19 protein-coding genes and 1 pseudogene are annotated in these 16,430 nt (G+C 64.4%); 8 read left to right on the forward strand and 12 right to left on the reverse strand.

All coding sequences use genetic code 11. The features are described 5' to 3' along the window. Positions 1–20: 20 nt before the first annotated feature. From ACIBI6_RS13880 to ACIBI6_RS13890, 3 genes are all read right to left on the reverse strand, one after another. A complete protein-coding gene (locus tag ACIBI6_RS13880; protein ID WP_396956338.1) occupies positions 21–779 on the reverse strand; it encodes a dienelactone hydrolase family protein in 759 nt (252 codons plus the stop codon). A gap of 47 nt (positions 780–826) precedes the next feature. Next, a complete protein-coding gene (locus ACIBI6_RS13885; RefSeq protein WP_364344767.1) occupies positions 827–1,930 on the reverse strand; it encodes an MAB_1171c family putative transporter in 1,104 nt (367 codons plus the stop codon). A 278-nt stretch (positions 1,931–2,208) separates the two neighbouring features. After that, positions 2,209–2,646 (reverse strand): DoxX family protein, encoded by a 438-nt coding sequence (locus ACIBI6_RS13890; RefSeq protein WP_364344770.1) that lies wholly within the window; start codon positions 2,644–2,646, stop codon positions 2,209–2,211. Between the two features lie 100 nt (positions 2,647–2,746). Here ACIBI6_RS13890 and ACIBI6_RS13895 point away from each other — a divergent pair, with 100 nt between their 5' ends. The 3 genes from ACIBI6_RS13895 to ACIBI6_RS13905 are packed head-to-tail and all read left to right on the forward strand — an operon-like array spanning position 2,747 to position 3,901. After that, positions 2,747–3,310, forward strand: a complete 564-nt coding sequence (locus ACIBI6_RS13895; RefSeq protein ID WP_364344773.1) for a TetR-like C-terminal domain-containing protein — start codon at positions 2,747–2,749, stop codon at positions 3,308–3,310. Between the two features lie 33 nt (positions 3,311–3,343). Beyond that, the gene (locus ACIBI6_RS13900; RefSeq protein WP_396956341.1) at positions 3,344–3,709 is read left to right on the forward strand and encodes a hypothetical protein; all 366 of its coding nucleotides are present in this window, start codon (positions 3,344–3,346) and stop codon (positions 3,707–3,709) included. 3 nt (positions 3,710–3,712) lie between these two features. Then, positions 3,713–3,901, forward strand: a complete 189-nt coding sequence (locus tag ACIBI6_RS13905) for a DUF6886 family protein (RefSeq protein WP_396956499.1) — start codon at positions 3,713–3,715, stop codon at positions 3,899–3,901. Here ACIBI6_RS13905 and ACIBI6_RS13910 read toward each other — a convergent pair. Both ACIBI6_RS13910 and ACIBI6_RS13915 read right to left on the reverse strand, forming a co-directional pair. Then, positions 3,894–4,721 carry a helix-turn-helix transcriptional regulator gene (locus ACIBI6_RS13910; protein ID WP_364344779.1) on the reverse strand — a complete coding sequence of 276 codons (828 nt, stop codon included), beginning with the start codon at positions 4,719–4,721 and terminating at the stop codon, positions 3,894–3,896. The two genes, ACIBI6_RS13905 and ACIBI6_RS13910, sit on opposite strands and share 8 nt — an antisense overlap. After that, positions 4,718–4,939 (reverse strand): hypothetical protein, encoded by a 222-nt coding sequence (locus ACIBI6_RS13915; RefSeq protein ID WP_396956343.1) that lies wholly within the window; start codon positions 4,937–4,939, stop codon positions 4,718–4,720. Before ACIBI6_RS13915 ends, ACIBI6_RS13910 begins: the two co-directional genes overlap by 4 nt. Positions 4,940–5,051: 112 nt before the next feature. Between ACIBI6_RS13915 and ACIBI6_RS13920 the strand changes: the two genes are divergently transcribed. Together ACIBI6_RS13920 and ACIBI6_RS13925 are read left to right on the forward strand one after the other, a co-directional pair. Further along, entirely contained in the window at positions 5,052–5,936 is an 885-nt protein-coding gene (locus tag ACIBI6_RS13920) for an NmrA/HSCARG family protein (RefSeq protein WP_364344782.1), read from the forward strand. A 289-nt stretch (positions 5,937–6,225) separates the two neighbouring features. Further along, positions 6,226–7,434 carry a cytochrome P450 gene (locus ACIBI6_RS13925; RefSeq protein WP_364344785.1) on the forward strand — a complete coding sequence of 403 codons (1,209 nt, stop codon included), beginning with the start codon at positions 6,226–6,228 and terminating at the stop codon, positions 7,432–7,434. Between the two features lie 85 nt (positions 7,435–7,519). Here ACIBI6_RS13925 and ACIBI6_RS13930 read toward each other — a convergent pair whose 3' ends face one another. Continuing rightward, positions 7,520–7,993, reverse strand: a complete 474-nt coding sequence (locus ACIBI6_RS13930; RefSeq protein WP_396956346.1) for a nuclear transport factor 2 family protein — start codon at positions 7,991–7,993, stop codon at positions 7,520–7,522. 343 nt (positions 7,994–8,336) lie between these two features. Here ACIBI6_RS13930 and ACIBI6_RS13935 point away from each other — a divergent pair. From ACIBI6_RS13935 to ACIBI6_RS13945, 3 genes and pseudogenes are all read left to right on the forward strand, one after another. After that, a pseudogene (locus tag ACIBI6_RS13935) lies at positions 8,337–8,747 on the forward strand (DUF5753 domain-containing protein); the annotation flags it as partial. 75 nt (positions 8,748–8,822) lie between these two features. After that, positions 8,823–9,062, forward strand: coding sequence for a DUF397 domain-containing protein (locus tag ACIBI6_RS13940; RefSeq protein ID WP_396956500.1), 240 nt, complete (start codon positions 8,823–8,825; stop codon positions 9,060–9,062). Between the two features lie 107 nt (positions 9,063–9,169). Then, positions 9,170–9,385, forward strand: coding sequence for a hypothetical protein (locus ACIBI6_RS13945; RefSeq protein ID WP_327101356.1), 216 nt, complete (start codon positions 9,170–9,172; stop codon positions 9,383–9,385). A 98-nt stretch (positions 9,386–9,483) separates the two neighbouring features. Here ACIBI6_RS13945 and idi read toward each other — a convergent pair whose 3' ends face one another. The 6 genes from idi to ACIBI6_RS13975 are packed head-to-tail and all read right to left on the reverse strand — an operon-like array spanning position 9,484 to position 16,412. Then, a complete protein-coding gene (gene idi, locus ACIBI6_RS13950) occupies positions 9,484–10,080 on the reverse strand; it encodes an isopentenyl-diphosphate Delta-isomerase (protein ID WP_364344794.1) in 597 nt (198 codons plus the stop codon). Positions 10,081–10,114: 34 nt separating this feature from the next. After that, entirely contained in the window at positions 10,115–11,128 is a 1,014-nt protein-coding gene (locus ACIBI6_RS13955) for a UbiA family prenyltransferase (RefSeq protein ID WP_364344797.1), read from the reverse strand. Then, complete coding sequence (locus ACIBI6_RS13960; protein WP_364344800.1) at positions 11,128–11,940, reverse strand: SDR family oxidoreductase; 813 nt, start codon at positions 11,938–11,940, stop codon at positions 11,128–11,130. Before ACIBI6_RS13960 ends, ACIBI6_RS13955 begins: the two co-directional genes overlap by 1 nt. 2 nt (positions 11,941–11,942) lie before the next feature. After that, positions 11,943–12,908: a DUF1702 family protein gene (locus tag ACIBI6_RS13965; RefSeq protein ID WP_364344803.1), complete on the reverse strand. Its 966-nt coding sequence runs from the start codon at positions 12,906–12,908 to the stop codon at positions 11,943–11,945. Between the two features lie 40 nt (positions 12,909–12,948). Continuing rightward, a complete protein-coding gene (locus tag ACIBI6_RS13970; RefSeq protein WP_396956350.1) occupies positions 12,949–14,472 on the reverse strand; it encodes a hypothetical protein in 1,524 nt (507 codons plus the stop codon). Next, on the reverse strand, positions 14,469–16,412 hold the full coding sequence (locus tag ACIBI6_RS13975; RefSeq protein WP_396956352.1) for a CRTAC1 family protein: 1,944 nt from the start codon (positions 16,410–16,412) through the stop codon (positions 14,469–14,471). The genes ACIBI6_RS13970 and ACIBI6_RS13975 overlap by 4 nt, the downstream gene beginning before the upstream one ends. Positions 16,413–16,430: the final 18 nt, after the last annotated feature.

Here is a 16,430-nt window from a genome sequence, read left to right on the forward strand (position 1 = left end):
TCGTCGTATTCGATTCGGTCTCAGGCCAATTCGGTGGCGAACAGTTCGGCGGTCCGCTGCCACGAATCCTGAGCGGCGGCTTCGTCGTACGGTTCCCGGCCAGGGAAGAAGAAGGCGTGCTTCGCACCCGGGAAGACCACCGATTCGTGCCGCACACCGGCCTGATTCAAGGCCGCCTCGACTTGTTCGCGCTGTTCGGCATCGATGACGTGATCGAGTTCGGCGAAGAAGAGCAGCATCCGCACATCCCCCTTGGCGATGTTCTCGGTCGCGGCCAGCAACGGCTCCGGCCTGCTCAGGGCGGTGCCCGCGGTGGTCAGCCAGCCCGGGTAGAAGATCGCTGCGGCATCCAGTTCCAGTCGGGTGGCCGCGAAGTAAGCAAGGTGGCCGCCGAGGCTGAAGCCGAGCACACCGGTCTTATCGGTGGCGCCACCGTGCTCGCGGGCGTAGGCGATGGCGGCCCGGAAGTCGGCCTCGACACCGTCGCGGGTCAGCTCGCCGAGCAGGCCGAAGGCACGCGTCCGGTTCTCATCGGTCTCGGCCAGTCCCGCGGCCGTTTCCGGACCCGAGCGGTGATAGACGTTCACCACGAAGGCCACGTAGCCGAGTTCAGCGACCCGATCGACGATCCGGCGCGCGTCCTCGGTGAGTCCCCACAGCTCGGCGCCGACCAGCACGGCGGGAAAAGTGCCGTCACCTTCCGGACGGGCCAGATAGCCGGTCAGCGGTGAGCCGTCCACATCGAGGTCGAACTGCCGAGAAACGATCTTGTAGGTCATGGATACAGCCTATGGCCGTGCGTGGTGTGCGGCACCTGATGCAAACTTCAACGCACCGCCGTCTTCGGCCAGACGCGGGCCAGGCCGAGCAGATGCCGGAGTTCGGCGTCGAAATCGTGTGCGGTTATGGCCAGCCGGGAGCTGGATCCGACGGTGGCGGGGAGTTCGCCTGCCTTTCTGGCGCGTACGGCGTGTGCCAAGCGGTGAGCGTAATCGGTTATCTCCCAGTCCGATTCGACCTGATGCTGCGGTTTCGCGGTCTCGGCGGGAAGGTATGAGCCGAGGTGCAGCAGTGCATCGCGGATTTCAACGGTCATGCGGAACAGTCGGGTGACCGAATCCGCCCCGTGTCGTGCGTCGGCGGGCAGCACGATCTCCGGGACCGCCGCGGTGAGGTCGCGCCACAGCGGCCGCAGTCGGCGACAGATTCGAGCGTCGCGATCCCAACCGGCCAGCGAGAGTAGCGCGCTGAGCAAAGGGATGGCGAGCAGGGTCACGTTGAGGGTCACGCAGAGCACGAAATCGAGTTCTCCACGCGGCAAATGCGGACCGAGGGCGGGTCGCCCCGTCAGCAACTGCGCGGTGGAAAGTGCCTGACTACTCAAGACGAAGCCGCCGCTGATGCCCAGAATCCAGCAGACCACCTGCATCTTGGCGCTGAGGTCGCCCAAGCGCAGCTCGTGGATGCCCGAGAGCAGGAAAACGACCATACTGACCGCAAGCGGTGCGGCATAGGCGATCCCGAAGATCGCCGCGGGCCCGTGTGCGCTCAGATCGACCGGTCGTCCGTTGTCCTGTGCCATCATTCCGGCGAGCAACATGACGACAGTGGCCGCCGCGGCGACGAAACCGCACCGACGCAGCCGCCGCCACACCACTGTCGAATCGGTCTCGGCGAGAATATATCGGGCTATGACAAACAGGTGCATGGTTGTCATTACCACGCATCCCAGCGCGAGGACGTAGACCGGACTGGTGACACTCGCCTGGGCGCATCGGTAGCACAGCAGGGCGGCGATGCTCCAGAGCAGGTTGCTATTGATGAGCTGATCGATGATCGTGTCCCGCAACAACATCAGCCGACCCAGCGTGATGATGCCGACGTAGCCGAGGACCAGCCAGCCGAGTGTCGCGGGAATCAGTGATGCCATCGATACCCTCCTCGGCCGCGGAACTCGTGCCTGTCGGAGGATACAGCTGCGAACTCCCACGCCATCGCGCTGCGGACCGCTGGCCTCGGCACGAGTCAGGCCGAGCAACTGTCGCAGGTCGGTATCCAAATCTAGGGATGTCGCTATCAAGGGATGTCGCAGTGCTGCCGATCAAGCCGCAACACACGATGCGTATCACTACACCAGCAGCCCGTGCGGCTCCGACACAAAGAAGCGTCGACACACCGGAATCCGATGTGCCGACGGTGGTTTAGAGGTCAGCCGAGCAGGACGAGCGCGCCTGCCCCGAGGAAGATGAACTGCACGATGGTGCGTAGCGGCAGCGGCATGGTCTTGATGCCGATATCCGCCCGTGCCGCACGGATATTCGCCGGGAACATCACGATCAGCAGCAGGATCAGGCCCGCGGCCGCCAGTTTGGCGATGGGCGGAATCAAAAGGCCGATCGCGCCGCCGATTTCGAGCAGGCCGGTGAAGCTCACCCAGGCCGCCGGATTGGGCAACCGCGGCGGAACCATGGCGATCAGTGCGCCGCGCTTCGGCTCGACGAAGTGCGCGCTCGAGGTGAGGGCGAACATCGCGGCCAGTCCGAGTGCGGCGGCGTGTGGCCAGGAGTCGAGCCAACCGAGGTTGCCGAGCCAGCCGATGAACCGCGCGAGTCCGGCGATGACGATGAGTACAACCAGCGGTGCCATCAGAGTCTCCTGTGGGTCGAACACCTAATCTTGACAGTGACTAGATTAGGGTTTCGGCCGGGAACTTGTCAATGACTAGATTTTCGGCGACCATCGAGACATGGCGAAGAGCGGCTACCACCACGGCGATCTGCGGGCCACCATCCTGGCCGCGGCCGCCGACCAGATCGCGATCGATGGCATCGACGCGATATCCCTGCGTGGGCTGGCGCGCCGCGCCGATGTCTCGCACGCGGCCCCCGCGCACCACTTCGGTGATCGCGCCGGACTACTGACCGCGCTCGCCATCGAAGGTTTCGATCTGCTCGCCGAACAGCTGACCGCGGCCGGACCGGACTTTCGCGAGGTCGCGGTCGCCTACACCCGCTTCGCCCGCGAACATCCGGGCCATTTCGATGTGATGTTCCGACGCGAGCTCCTGCACGCCGACGACGAGCGCCTGGTCGCCGCCCGCACCGCGGCAGGTGCGGCGCTGCGTTCCGGGGTCTCGCTCATGCAACCCGACAACACCGTCGAGCAGCAACAAGCCATCCGCCTCGCCGCCTGGTCGCTGGTCCACGGCTTCGCGGCACTATGGCGCGACGGGGCACTACAGGATGCGGCGGATAGCTCCGATCCGGAAACCCTGGCCCGCCGGATGATCGCCACCGTCCACTTCGAATGACCACCCGTTCGCCTTGGCCGTAAATTCTCAGGCATGGATATCCACGCCTACCCCACCGAGGCGAACTTCCCGGTGGATCTCCCCGAGGCACAACGCCTCGCCGACCACTACCTGCCCACCGAGGACGGCATCAGCAACCTGCTCACCGAATTCGAGGTGGGCTTCACCGTCGTCGCCATCTTCCCGCCACCACCGGGCATCGACCCACACAAACCCCCACTCCCCCCGGCCATCGGCGGTTCGGTCTGCGTCATCGACAAACCCACCGGCGCCATCTCCTACTGGCCCACCTACCCCACCGCCGTAGTCGCCGAACAGTACACGCAGGCAATGCAATCCGGCCGCCTGATCATCGAGGACAGCTGGCCAGACGAGGACGACGCCGCTGAGGGCGACTGAGGTATACCCCGACCCGGGTCAGATCCGCTCGGACCGCCCGAACAGGTCGGCAACCTTCTAGCGCTGCACGCGCAGGCGGGAATTCAACTCCGGATGCTGGCCAACCTGTGTGCGTTCCGGGATGCGGTGACCGCAAGCTCACTCGGCTTCAGTGGGATTCGGCTGGGGAGGGCGCAGCCGCGGGTCAGGTGAGGTGGGTGGCGATGGTGGTGTGATCGGTATCGGCGGCTGGGAGTTGTAGTACCAGAAGGAGATCCGGGTTTTCTGCGAGGCGGAGTTGGAATAGTTCGAAGTTCACCGGGCCCGCTTCGGGGTGGTCGATGCCGATGGTGGCGGCGCGGAAGTCTTGGACCGGGTATTCCGACCACCAGGTGCGGAATTCGGGGCTGGCCTCGGTCAGTGCGCCAACGATGGCAGTGAGGCGGGGGTCGTCGGGGCGGCGGCCGACCAGGGCACGGAATTGGCTGAGGACCGCGCGGGCCGCAGGCTCCCAGTTGCGCATGGCGGCGCGGTTCTCCTTGTGGGTGAACATCATCCAGAGCAGGTTGCGGTGATCCGGGTCGAATTCGGCGGGGTCGAGGCGCAGGCGTGTGTAGGCCTCGTTCCAGACCACGAAATCGAAGTGCCCGTCGTGGATTACCGCAGGACTCGGCATCATCGAATCGACCAGACGCTGTAGGCGCGATATCGCCTCTCCAGGCTGAGGCGCGGCGACCGGATCGGCGAGACCGGCGAGGCGGCGCAGATGGCGGTGCCGTCCGTCATCGAGACGCAATGCCCTGGCCAGCGCGTCGACCACCTGCGGACTCGCCGCGATCTTGCGGCCCTGTTCGAGCCACGTGTACCAAGTGAGACTTACCCCGGCCAACTCAGCAACCTCTTCGCGACGCAGGCCCGGGGTGCGCCGACGCCCCGGGATCAGATCCCCGGGCAGACCGACATCGGTGGGCTGCAACCGGGAGCGGTGCGCCTTGAGAAAGTCGGCGAGTTCGGCGCGATGCTTGTCGGTCATCGAGATCCCTTGTGGGTTGCACGTTTGCCGAGTTGGACACTCGGAGTGTGTAACCGACATCTCACCCCGGCGAGTTCGGCGACTTCTTCACGACGCAGGCCGGGCGTGCGCCGTCGGCCCGGTTCCAGATCCGGCAGCATCCCGACATCGGTCGGCCGCAGCCGGGAGCGTTGCGCACGCAGGAATGCGGCAAGTTCGGCGCGGTCGTTATCTGTCATCACATGCCCTCTGTGGGTAGCAGTATCGGTAACAGGACCGCGCCACCGCCCGTCTCTAGCGTCGAGTGCAACAGGAGATCGAGAAACGATCACCCAGCACAAGGAGTTTGGCATGACAGGCAGCAAGGGACCGGTTCTCGTCATCGGCGCGACCGGACAGCAGGGCCGGGCGACCACGGGACAACTGCTCGAACGCGGTTGGGAAGTCCACGCATTCGTGCGTGATCTGACCTCGCCCGCAGCCAGCGCATTGCGCGAAAGCGGTGCGAACCTCATCGAAGGCGATCTGGACGACACCGCGTCGGTGCGAGCGGCCATGGACGGCACCTACGGCATCTTCCTGATGCTGACCATGATGACTGGCGTGCACATCACCGCCGAGGGCATTGCGGCCGAACAACGGCGGGGCAAGGCGGTGGCCGAGATCGCCGCCGAGTCCGGCATCGAGCATTTGGTATACAGCTCGCTCAAGGGTGCGGGCGAGAATTCAGGTGTCGAGTACTACGCGGCAAAGGAAGCGATCGAAGCACACATCAAAGCACTCGACCTTCCGGCCACCGTATTGCGTCCGGTCTTCTTCATGGACAATTTCAACGCGTTCAACCGTCCGGTGCTCGACGCGGACGGGCTCGTACTGAATCTCGCTGTGCGTGCGGATATTCCGGTATCACTGATCTCGGTACACGATATCGGCGCCTTCGCCGCCATCGCCTTCGACCGGCCGACGGACTTCCTCGGCCGCACGGTCCCCATTGCAGGCGACCGGCTGACTCCACCGCAGATCGCCGAAACATTCGGCCGGACAGCGGGATTGCCCGCGCGCAGTTTCCAGGTGCCGGTCGAACAGGTCCGCGCATTCGACGAGCAGGTGGGCAAGATGTTCGGCTATTTCAACGAGCGGCCGGACGAGCCGCTCGATCTCGCGGCGTTGCGGTCGGAGCACCCGGAGCTGATGGATCTGGCGACCTGGCTGCGGGCGACGAACTGGAAGCCGTGAAAATGGCTGCGCGCGTGTGGATATCGAGCACACTGCACAGGAAAGTGCATGCAGGCAATGCAATCCGGCCGCCTCGTCATCGAGGACACCTGGCCGGAAGATGACGGTGCCGAAGGCCAGGGCAGGTGGGCGCTGATGGCGGTTGCCCGAACTTCGGCGAGGTGGCGTCAAAGTTTCGTTGCGAGGCAACGGATCACGGTTCCCACCGTCCGATGAGCGGCCGCGCGCGACACTGGTCGGGCACACACCGGCCGGGTCTCGCATGACCGATCGCACCCTTGGAGACACAATGAACGAGTCCGTCATTCAGCTGCCGACCGCTGGCGAGCCAATGTTCGAGACGTTCGAGCGAATCCGCCGGCGCGGTCCGGTCGTTCCGATCGAATTGGCTGGCAACGTCGCGGCCTGGGTCGCGGTGAGCTACCAGGCAGTCGGTGAGATCCTCGCCGGTGACGGCACATTGTTCAGCAAGAATGCGCGAAACTGCCCGGCGCTGCACGACGGTACGATTCCCGCGGATTGGCCGATGCGAGCCTTTACCGACATCGATCACATGCTCAACCTCGACGGCGCCGAACATCGGAGGCTGCGAAAGACGATCGGCCAGGCGTTCACCCCGGGCCGGGTCGCCACCCTCGAACCTCGGATCCGGCGAATCATCACCGAACTCATCGATGACATTCCCGATCCCACCGCCGAGGTCGACCTCGTCGCCAACGTCACCATGCCGTTCCCCGTGCGGGTCATCTGCGAACTGTTCGGGGTACCGACATCCGATCAACGGCAATTCCGCGGCTGGGCGACCACGATCATGTCGCATCTGAGCACCGGCGAGGAGATTCAGGCCGCGATGGGTGCCATGGTCGGCTACCTCACCGAGTTGCTGAACAGTAAGCGCCGACGTCCCGGCGACGATCTGACCTCTGCCCTGCTGCAGGCCAATGCCGACAACGGTTTGACCGACAAGGAGCTGGTCGACATGTTGTGGCTGGTCATCATGGCCGGACATGAGACCTCGGTGCATCTGCTCGGCAATGCGATGGTCACACTGTGTACCCACTCCGAGCAGCTGGCCAAGGCTCGGGCCGAGGACCGGTGGGAGGATGTCGTCGAAGAAATGCTGCGTTTCCGCTCCCCGGTGGGCAACATGTTCAACCGGTATGCGCTACAGGACGTTACGATCGACGGCGTCGATATTCCCGCCGGGGCCATTGTGGGATGGTACGGCGGCGTCGGGCGGGATCCGAGTCATTACCCGAGCGCGGATAACTTCGACATAGACCACGATCACCGAGACCAGCTGGCGTTCGGCCGGGGACCGCATTTCTGTCTCGGTGCGCCGTTGGCCAGACTGGAGGGCCGTACGGCATTGTCCGCCCTGTTCAACCGGTTCCCGCGCTTGCGCCTGGCCTGCGACCCCGCCGCCATTCCCTATAGCCCGCAATTCATCACCTGCGGGCCGCTCGCCCTACCGATGGTTCTCGACCCCCGCGGGTAGCGCCGGGAGTCGCCGGTGGCACCGATGCGGTTTCAGCGAGGTGCCACGACCTGGAAGCCGTGAAATCGGCTGCGCGCCTAAGGGTCTACGAGATGTCGGCAAGGTCGAGAACGGAGCTGGGGTAGGTGATGCCATCAGGAATGGGGGCGTCGGGCTGATGCATCAGAAGATCGCACTTGCGCCGGGCGATGACCCACGATCCGTTCTGCTGAATCAATCGGTCACGGTATAGCGTTCGTGAGCGATTGATGAGTTTCGGTCGATCGCGCATCGTCCACTCGACGAACCCGTAACAAGTCGCCCAGATACCGTCGGCGTCCACACCCACGACGTGATTGGTCATGGCGTGCTGGATCCATGTGCAGTCGTCGTGAAAGGGCACGAAAAACTCCAACCACTGCTCGATCCCCGCGAACGGCATGCCCGGATACTCCGCGACAACGTCGGGGGTGAACAACGCCCGAAAGAGATCCCAGTCGCGCGTGTCGATCGCAAGCGCATATCCGTTCTGCAATCGCATCGCTTCGATAGCGATGTCGGCCAGCTCGCTGCTCGTCATCTCAGCCTCTCCTGGTGCTCGAGTAGTCCCCCGAACAAGATCAGGTGGAATCCATGGCGGCATCGCCCGAGAAGCCGCCGCCACCAGTTCCACCTGATCTTGTTCCCAATCCGGGCATATCATTACACTCTTATTGACGAGATTGGGGGGCGAGGTAGGGGCGTTCGGATGGAAGCCTCGGGTAGGTGCCGGTGCCGCAGAGGTCGACGGTGACGGCGTCGACGTAATGCTGCGCCTGGTGCTCACGTACGAAGATCAGCCGCGGTGAGGCAGGCGGCGAAGTCGAATCGGGCGCCATGCAGGAATACACTCAGATGCACATCGGGCTCTCCTGGGTGTCGAGATATGTTCTCGCTCATGCGTTTTCGTTGTCAGCGACGTTGATCGACGCACTCGGAGGAACAAGCCAGCGACGTACACAGCTGTCTTGCATGAGTCGGTGTTACGAACCGTCATCGGGTCACGGAAAGTGATGGCGGCACAACTGCGGAACCCTGCGAACCTGAGCAGTCATCCGAATGTAGGCATACGGGTGCTTCCGTTCCGGGCTGGGCTGCCGGTTGGACTGTCGACCGGCCCGTTCCTGATCTTGGATTTCGATGTGGATCGGAAGGGCAAGCCCGAGGAGCCCAGCCCCGTCTACGTGGAGAGTTTCAGGGGCATCTTCCTGGAGCGACCAGCGGATCTGGACAGGTACCGTGAGGCGTATGGGGTCCTCCGGCGCGAGGCGCTCGATGCCCGACCAAGCCGAGACCTATTACGTGAAGTTCGAACGTGGGCGTTGCTCGGCTATGGCGCCCGCAAACTCGCCCCGCTATTCGCCCGTCCGATCGCTTGGCGCGTACGAGGTGAACCAGATAATGCTGGCGACCATCGACCTCGCCCCAAGTGGTTCAAGAGTAGCCACAGTGGCGGGGGCCAGGATTGCATAGAGGTGGCGCATCTGGACAGCGGCATGGTCGGCGTACGGGACTCCAGGAACCCGACCGGCCCGGCACTGGTGTTCACTCCTGGCGAGTGGGATGCCTTCACCGCTGGCGTCAATGATGGCGAGTTCGATCGGCCATAGGTCATGTCTCACGTCTCTGCCCCCACCACTCGCCTACGAACGGCAGCGACTTGCCAATCCATTTAGGCTGCAAGGCAAATCATTGCCAAGTGTAGAGGGTGAGACCGATGACGAACCTCGTCTTGGTGCTGGCGGTCCTGGACATTGCGTTGATGACGATATTGATCATCGTCTACCGCATCCCTCGCCTATCGCGCAGCTTGCAGACCATGCCTGTGGTGCAACGCTATTGGCGTCCGAACTGGCCAGAGCTCAGAGGAATGATCCCGCTGCTGCTCCTAGTCCTGGTGGGTGTGTTGTGGGGGCTCATAAGCCTGCTGTGATCTCGTCGCCGGTCCAGTATCAACGGTGCCTAGCATCGAAAGCGCCGTAGTCGGCGTGCGGGATGTTCCGCGGCTGCGCTCGCTTGTTCAGGTGCGCCCTAGCCGAGTCCCCGGTAGCAGGCCTTCTTGCTGTCTGCATGAGTGAAATCGGCTGCACGCGTGGCAATATCGAGGACACCGCGCAGCCACGGCGTGTAGGAGTCGGCTGCCGCCGCGATGTCTTCGAGCAGGTCGATGGGGTCGGCCCAGATGCATTCGGAGACCTCGGCCGGGTCGGGGTGCGGCAGGTCGCCGGATATGACACCGACCAGCACGTGGTCCCATTCGTGCTCCACCTGATCGCCGCGTGGGTCGGCGGCCCGATAGCGGTAGATGCCCGCCTCGGTCAGCTCCGTGACGGTCAGGTTCAGTTCCTCCATCAGCCGGATCGATGCGGCGGCGATCACGTCCTGGCCGGGGGCGGGATGGCCGCAGCAGGAGTTCGAAAGCCGTTGCGGAAAACGAGTTTTGACCGCAGCGCGACGCTGCAGCAAGATCCGCCCGGACGCGTCGTACAGCAGTACCGAGAAGGCGCGGTGCAGCTGCCCGGGCGGGCGGTGTGCCTCGGCAACGGAACGTGCTCCGATCGCTCGGCCGTGCTCATCGACCAGTTCGACGAGAAGAGCCTCACGGTCGGAGCGAATCTCGGTGGTCATAACGATCGTGGCTCCATGGTCTCTCGTGATTCGCTCACCGTTGGCAGAACACGGCGGCCGCGGGTACGACGGCCGCCCAGGCAACAAGCGCGACCATGTATACGAACAGTTTCGCCTGCGATCGGACGAGCGGCATAGCGTCCTCCACAGGCTTACCCCAGGTGCCGAGCTGGGTCCGGCCCAGATAGCCGATAACGATCAGCACGCCAACGGCATACACGATCAATGTCCAGGTGAATCCCACCATGGCGACGACGGACCCCGCCACGAGTGCGGCGCCGACGGTGACCCGCGTCATCGACTCGAACAGCGAGACACGCAGACCCAGCGCCACCACCGAGGTCCGGAATCCGTGCTCGGTGTCTTCCGGAATGTCCTCGGCGGTGTTCGCGACGAAAACTCCGGTGGTCGTCAGCCCCAAGCCGAGAATGGCGATGAGCGCGGGCATTTCGATCGGCCGGTCGTACAACCGGAGCACGACGACGCCCGGAAAGACCATGGTCATGATGTAGGTCCAGGGGATCTGCCAGAATCCGGCCGCCTTGAAATGCCATGGCGGCAGCGAATATTCGAGCAGCAACAGTGTTCCGACCGGAATGATCAGCAGCAGATCGAAATGTCCGGTCGCCACCGCGAGGTAGACGCCCGCGACACCGATGCCGGCGGTGGTGAGGTAGATCTGCCAGGCCACGAATCGCACGCCGAGATCTCGAACGATGCGGGAGAACTTGGATTTGTATTCGACGTCCACCCAGCGATCGGCCAGGCAATTGGCGACGTGCAACAGTTGAATGGCGGCGGCCAGCATCACCGCGGCCACGATCATCGGCGCTGACCAGATCTCGGCTGCGGTGTGCGCACTGAACAGGACATCGGCCACCATGACCGCACCGGACATCGGCGCGATTTCCGGCCGGGTCAGCCACAGCGCGTAGTCGATCTTCGTGCGCAGCGGCAGCGGTCGCCCCTCTTCGCCGGGGCCCGCGGTGAAAATGCGGTGTAACCGTGCACGCAACGAGGCTTCCCCGCCGCTGACCGTGGTGGACATCAGGCGTGCTCCTGCTGTGCATGTCGACGTGCGCGGGCGATACTGCGACGGAAGAACGGCCGGGACAGATCCTCCGGGAGATTGGCCCACCGCATGAAAAACGTGGTCAGCGGATCCACCGTGATGTGATGGCGGCCTCGCTCCAGCCCGCGTACCGCCGCTTCGCCGACCTTGTCGGCGGGCATCGGCTTGATCGAACCGGTAATCGCCTTGGTTTCAGCCGGTTTGCGCAGATTCTCCCTGGCGAGTCCGGGAGTGTCGGTGTCGGCCGGGTACAGCACCGATACCGTCACCCCGTCGGGCTCGACCTCGTAGCGCAGGCACAGCCCGAGCTGACGCACGCTGGCCTTGGTCGGGCCGTAGCTCGAATATCCGGGGATGCCGAGGAAAGCCGCCGTCGAACTGGTCAGCAGAACATGCCCTTCGCCACGTTCGACCATGCCGGGCAGTACACACCGAATGGCATTGACCGAACCCAGATAGTTCGCATCACTCTGGATACCGAACTCGTCGCTGTCGACATCGAGGAAGAGTCCGGGCAGGGTGAGGCCCGCGCAGCAGGCGATCACCGCACAGGCTCCGTTGCGTTCCTCCAGTTCTTTCACGGCGACCGCCAGCCCCGATCGGTCGGTGACATCGGCGCTGCGCCAGTCGGCTCCGATCCGCTCGGCGGTGGCGCGCAGCGGCGCCTCCCGCCGAGCGATGACCGAGACGCGCGCGCCGCGCATGGCGAACGCGGCGGCCACGGCGGCCCCGATACCGTCGGAGCCGCCGGTGACGATCACATGCTTATCCGTCCAGCGCACAGTCATTTTCAACTCCCGCCGGGTACGGCCAGCTCACCGAGACGGTCACGCCAGGCGTGATAGCTGGTGGCCGTGCCGTCCTCCGGTATGCCGACGAACGCCTTATCGATCAGGGCCGCGGCCTCGTCGATGGTGCGACCGGTGTAGGTCCGCACCGCGACCTCGGTGTGCGGGGTGGCACTGTCGGCCTGCTGCCGGATCTTCGCGACCATGGTCGAGCCCGCCGCCAACTGCTGATGGAATTGCGGCACCAGGGACCGGATAGCTTCCAGGTCGGCGACTTCCACACCACCTGCGAAGGTGGTCGCGATGCCGATGCCGTTCCACAGGTCGGCATGCCTGCTCGGGTCGAACTCCGCGATCCGCGATGCGACGCCGTCGACCGATCCGCCGCTGATGAACCAGAGTGCGCGTCCGATGCCCTGATCAGAAGCCCGTTTCAACGGTGCGGTATCTCCCATCCAGGACGGATACCGCTCGTCGACGTGCTGGCGGTTGATGTATTTCTCGGTGCGGAAGAAGGCGTTGTAGAAGCCGTATCCGTCGATCGCGAGCCAGCGGTACACCGGATGCTTCGGAAAGACCTTCTTCCAAATCGGTTTCGGAATCTTGCCCATCGCCAGACCAACGCCGACATACATGGTCAGGTCGTGCTTGGCCGCGGGGCCGGTGAACAGGTCCGCGGCGCGATGGCTGAACGGGGTGATCGAATCGACGGCGGCCAGACCCGTTGCGGCGCCTTCGAATGCGAAGCCCTGGTACTGCTCGGGCAGCTGTTGGATCTGCTCGATCAACTCCGCGTTGTTCTTACTACATACGGCGACGTGGATGCTGGTGGACAGGTGGGTGGCGACCCGCTCCAGTTCGGCGGCGGTCGCCGGACTCGGCGTCGCAAAGCCGGGCCGTTTCAGTGGTTCCTGCTCGATATCGGTGCCGAGCAGGGTGGAGCGAAGTGGTCCGATCAGTGATGGCATATGACCTCGATTCTGTTGCGGTGGTGTTGGTTCCGGGTTGTCAGGACCGAGCCGGTTCTTTCTCCGGGGCAACAGCCGCCGGTTCATCCGACTCAGCCACCACCAGCTCACCCGACTCAGCTGTCACCGGCTCACCCGACTCAGCTGTCACCGGTACTTCCGACTCAGCCGCCACCAGCTCACCCGACTCAACCGTCGCCGGCTCACCCGACTCAACCGTCGCCGGCTCACCCGACTCAGCTGTCACCGGTACTTCCGATTCACCTGCCGTCGGTTCATCCGACTCAGCCGCCACCGGCTCACCCAACTCGACCGTCGCCGGCTCACCCAACTCAACCGCCGCCAGTTCACCCAACTCAACCGCCGCCAGTTCACCCGACTCCGCTGTCACCGGTACTTCCGACTCAGCCGCCGACTCACCCGACCCAACCGCCGCCAGTTCACCCGACTCAGCTGTCACCGGTACTTCCGACTCACCTGCCGCCGACTCACCCGACCCAACCGCCGCCAGTTCATCCGGCTTCGGTTCCGCCTCCTGGACGTCCACCACCACGACGCTCGCGCGCTTGGCCAGCCACTCCCGAATATTCCGGCTCCACCAGAACAGTCCGCGACTCGCGCAGACGATCACCAGGGCGAAGAACAAGCCGAACGAGACGTGCAGGGCCATCAGCACGCCGTACATCAGGCCGACCGAGGCACCGAAGATGATCTGATCGCGCTTGGCGAACGGTGTCGTCGCCGGGTCGGTGATCATGTAGTTGGTGTAGAGCACGAAGGCGATACCGGTCATCGGCAGCAGCGCCGCGATGATCGAGATGTTGTGGTCCAGCAGACCGCGCACCACCGCCTGCAGCACATACGCACCGAGCCAGGCCATGATCATTGGTGTCTTCTTGGTCAGCTTGGCGTTGAGCATGGTGCCCGCGCCGAGCAGAGCGAGCACGATCAGCGCGTCGGCCGGACCCGAGACGTTCTCGACGAAGTGATACGGACCGACAACGGCGATCGTCGGGAAGACCAGCAGCGCGACCACGATCCCGAAGTTCGACGGGTTCATGAAGTGCTTGACCTTGCCGTTGACCTTGGCCCGCAGCACCCATTTCGTGCCGACCGCGACCGTGATGCCGAACATGATCGGCAGGAATTGGTCCGCCGCGTACATCAGGAAATTGAAGGCCACACCGGTGATGTGCGCGGGCAGCAGGAAGACGATCAGACCGCGAAGTCCGTTGCCCCGGTAGCCCGCCGGGCGGCGATAGGCCCATGCCGCCAGCGTTTCCAGGATCATCTCCACCGCGTACGCGGTGCCCGCGCTGAGGAACGGCCACAGCCACGGCTGCTCGAATCCGAGCCACAGGAATCCCAGAATATTGAAGATCGTCAGCGAGGCCGCGAAGTTGCGCAGCGCGAGATAGCGCGGGTCACGCCCTTCGATATTGACGCCCAACCACTTTCGCCGCCAGGCCTGCGCCGGTGACGGCGGGGGCTCGGGCGCGGAGCCGTTGGTGTTTTCGATGACGGCTGTTCCGTTCGAATGTGTACCGTTTCCTTGAACACTCACTGGTGCACCTCCCGGGCATCGGAGTCGAGAACGAGGGTGTGTTGCCCCGGTTGCAGCTGCAGCTGCTGGGTGCGCACGGCGCCGTGGTTATCGCGCCACGCGAGTTGTACCGACACTGCGGTAGTGGGAGCGATATCGCCGAGTCCGACGTGGATATCGGTGGACCGCTTACCCGCGTGCCCGCTGCCGCCGTCGACCTGTGCCACATGGGTTTTGCCGTCCGGCATCGTCACCGTGACTTCGGCGCCGAGGGCCGGAGACCCGAGCACGGGCTTGCCCGCGACCGTCGTCTCGCCGGAGGCAGCGGTGGTCGGCGGAGTGAGCAGCCGCAGGCCGAGGTACTGCCCGGGATGCGGTGCGTCATTGCGGTAGAAGACCGGCGCTTCCCACTGCCTGGCGACCGCGAAGCTGAGGTTACCGGTACCGGTCGAGTCTCCGACCGCGATGCCGCGGGTGGGTGTCGCCGCGAAGGTGTCGAGGGCGGGCGAGATATTGGTGAACTTGCCGTTGTCGTCCTGGGCGAAGAAACCGATGCGGTTATTGCCCGCCAGGTCGGATTCCTCGGTGAACTTCGGCCAGGCCCACGGGTACTTGCTGAAATCGTCGTTCATCGTGGCCATTTCCTGCACCTGCGGCCACCGGGTGCTCGAACCCTTGAACATGCCGTTGGACTGCACGATCTGCGGTCGGCCGCTGTTGTCGAAATCGGCGACCTTGGTGTCCCAGCACCAGCCGTCCCAGGCGATACCCTTTTCCACGGCCTGGTTCTTGAACGGTGCGATGCCCGACTCCAGTTGCGCCGCAGCTTGTTTCGGATCGACTGCGGTGTTGTAGAAGGCGAGGTTGGCCTCGACGATGCCCCATCGCTGCGCGATATTGCTGACGAACAGATCGGGCATGCCGTCACCGTCGAGATCGGCGAAGTCCGCGCCCATACCCTTGAACGAATCATGGCCGAGCACAAAGGACTTCGGGTCGGTCGGGCCGCGCTCACCTTCGGCGAGGCCGAAACCGATGTGACCCGGTGTCGACCTGTTCACGAATAGGCGATCCGGACCCATATCGTTGGCGACATACAGCTCCGGCAGTTGGTCGCCGGTGAGGTCCTGGGTGGCCGACGCCAGCGTCCAGCCGTTCGCCTTCCCCTCCGGGAGCGCATCGACCACCTCGCGGTACACCGCGGTCGGCTCGGCGCCGCCGGTGCCCTGCTGGAAGGTGAGGATGCGGTCGGTCCCGGCATTGGTCGCTTTGGAGAAGGATTCGTTCAGGGTCAGGCTGTGCTGACCGTCCGGACCGATGAAATCGCTGTCCGGGAAATAGTTTCCGAGGTAGACGTCCGGGTTGCCGTCACCGTCGAAGTCGGCGACGGAGGCGGCCAGGGTGAACCAGCGCGCGCCCTGGTAGCTGCCGTCCGGGGTGGTCGGCGGCTGCACCATTTCCACCGGCCGGAATGCCTTGTTGTCCAGGTGCTTGGCACCGGCGCGCGGCAGGTACAGGACCGGGGTGCGTCCGCCGTAGTACACCATCAGACCGATGCGGCCGGAGTGGTCGAAATCGCCTGGGACACAGCCGGTCGGGGCCATCCGGTCGTCGGTCGGCAGCGGTGCCGGATCGAGCACGAAGGGTGCGTAGCGGCTGGTGTCGCTGTCCGGCGTCGGCGTCACGATGACAGTGTCGGATCGGGAATCGACCAGGCACAGATCATCGGCGCGGCCGTTGCCATCGATATCGTTGATCGCCGCCGCCGAGTTGACCGAGGACATCCAGGCGACGACATGCTCATACCGTGGCTCGATATGCCGGATCTTGCGCTCGGGCAGCCCCGGCGGCAGCGCGATCGGCATCTCGGTGAAATGGAACCGGCTCGCCAGCGGGCTGCTCGGATCGGTCTCGACCGGGGCGATCATGGCCGAGTGGGCCGGTACGAACAGCACCGCCATCAGCGTCAATGATGCCAA

The organism is Nocardia sp. NPDC050412 (assembly GCF_044458825.1).
GTDB lineage: Bacteria > Actinomycetota > Actinomycetes > Mycobacteriales > Mycobacteriaceae > Nocardia.

What these genes read in the sequence shown, in the direction of transcription:
- ACIBI6_RS13930 (WP_396956346.1), bottom strand. Translation starts at nt 7,993, where the DNA reads ATGACGAGCAGCGAGCTGGCCGACATCGCTATCGAAGCGATGCGATTG.
- ACIBI6_RS13955 (WP_364344797.1), bottom strand. Translation starts at nt 11,128, where the DNA reads ATGTCCACCACGGTCAGCGGCGGGGAAGCCTCGTTGCGTGCACGGTTA.
- ACIBI6_RS13945 (WP_327101356.1), top strand. Translation starts at nt 9,170, where the DNA reads ATGACGAACCTCGTCTTGGTGCTGGCGGTCCTGGACATTGCGTTGATG.
- ACIBI6_RS13975 (WP_396956352.1), bottom strand. Translation starts at nt 16,412, where the DNA reads ATGGCGGTGCTGTTCGTACCGGCCCACTCGGCCATGATCGCCCCGGTC.
- ACIBI6_RS13885 (WP_364344767.1), bottom strand. Translation starts at nt 1,930, where the DNA reads ATGGCATCACTGATTCCCGCGACACTCGGCTGGCTGGTCCTCGGCTAC.
- ACIBI6_RS13900 (WP_396956341.1), top strand. Translation starts at nt 3,344, where the DNA reads ATGGATATCCACGCCTACCCCACCGAGGCGAACTTCCCGGTGGATCTC.
- ACIBI6_RS13890 (WP_364344770.1), bottom strand. Translation starts at nt 2,646, where the DNA reads ATGGCACCGCTGGTTGTACTCATCGTCATCGCCGGACTCGCGCGGTTC.
- idi (WP_364344794.1), bottom strand. Translation starts at nt 10,080, where the DNA reads ATGACCACCGAGATTCGCTCCGACCGTGAGGCTCTTCTCGTCGAACTG.
- ACIBI6_RS13925 (WP_364344785.1), top strand. Translation starts at nt 6,226, where the DNA reads ATGAACGAGTCCGTCATTCAGCTGCCGACCGCTGGCGAGCCAATGTTC.
- ACIBI6_RS13910 (WP_364344779.1), bottom strand. Translation starts at nt 4,721, where the DNA reads ATGACCGACAAGCATCGCGCCGAACTCGCCGACTTTCTCAAGGCGCAC.
- ACIBI6_RS13880 (WP_396956338.1), bottom strand. Translation starts at nt 779, where the DNA reads ATGACCTACAAGATCGTTTCTCGGCAGTTCGACCTCGATGTGGACGGC.
- ACIBI6_RS13895 (WP_364344773.1), top strand. Translation starts at nt 2,747, where the DNA reads ATGGCGAAGAGCGGCTACCACCACGGCGATCTGCGGGCCACCATCCTG.
- ACIBI6_RS13920 (WP_364344782.1), top strand. Translation starts at nt 5,052, where the DNA reads ATGACAGGCAGCAAGGGACCGGTTCTCGTCATCGGCGCGACCGGACAG.
- ACIBI6_RS13960 (WP_364344800.1), bottom strand. Translation starts at nt 11,940, where the DNA reads ATGACTGTGCGCTGGACGGATAAGCATGTGATCGTCACCGGCGGCTCC.
- ACIBI6_RS13965 (WP_364344803.1), bottom strand. Translation starts at nt 12,908, where the DNA reads ATGCCATCACTGATCGGACCACTTCGCTCCACCCTGCTCGGCACCGAT.
- ACIBI6_RS13915 (WP_396956343.1), bottom strand. Translation starts at nt 4,939, where the DNA reads ATGACAGATAACGACCGCGCCGAACTTGCCGCATTCCTGCGTGCGCAA.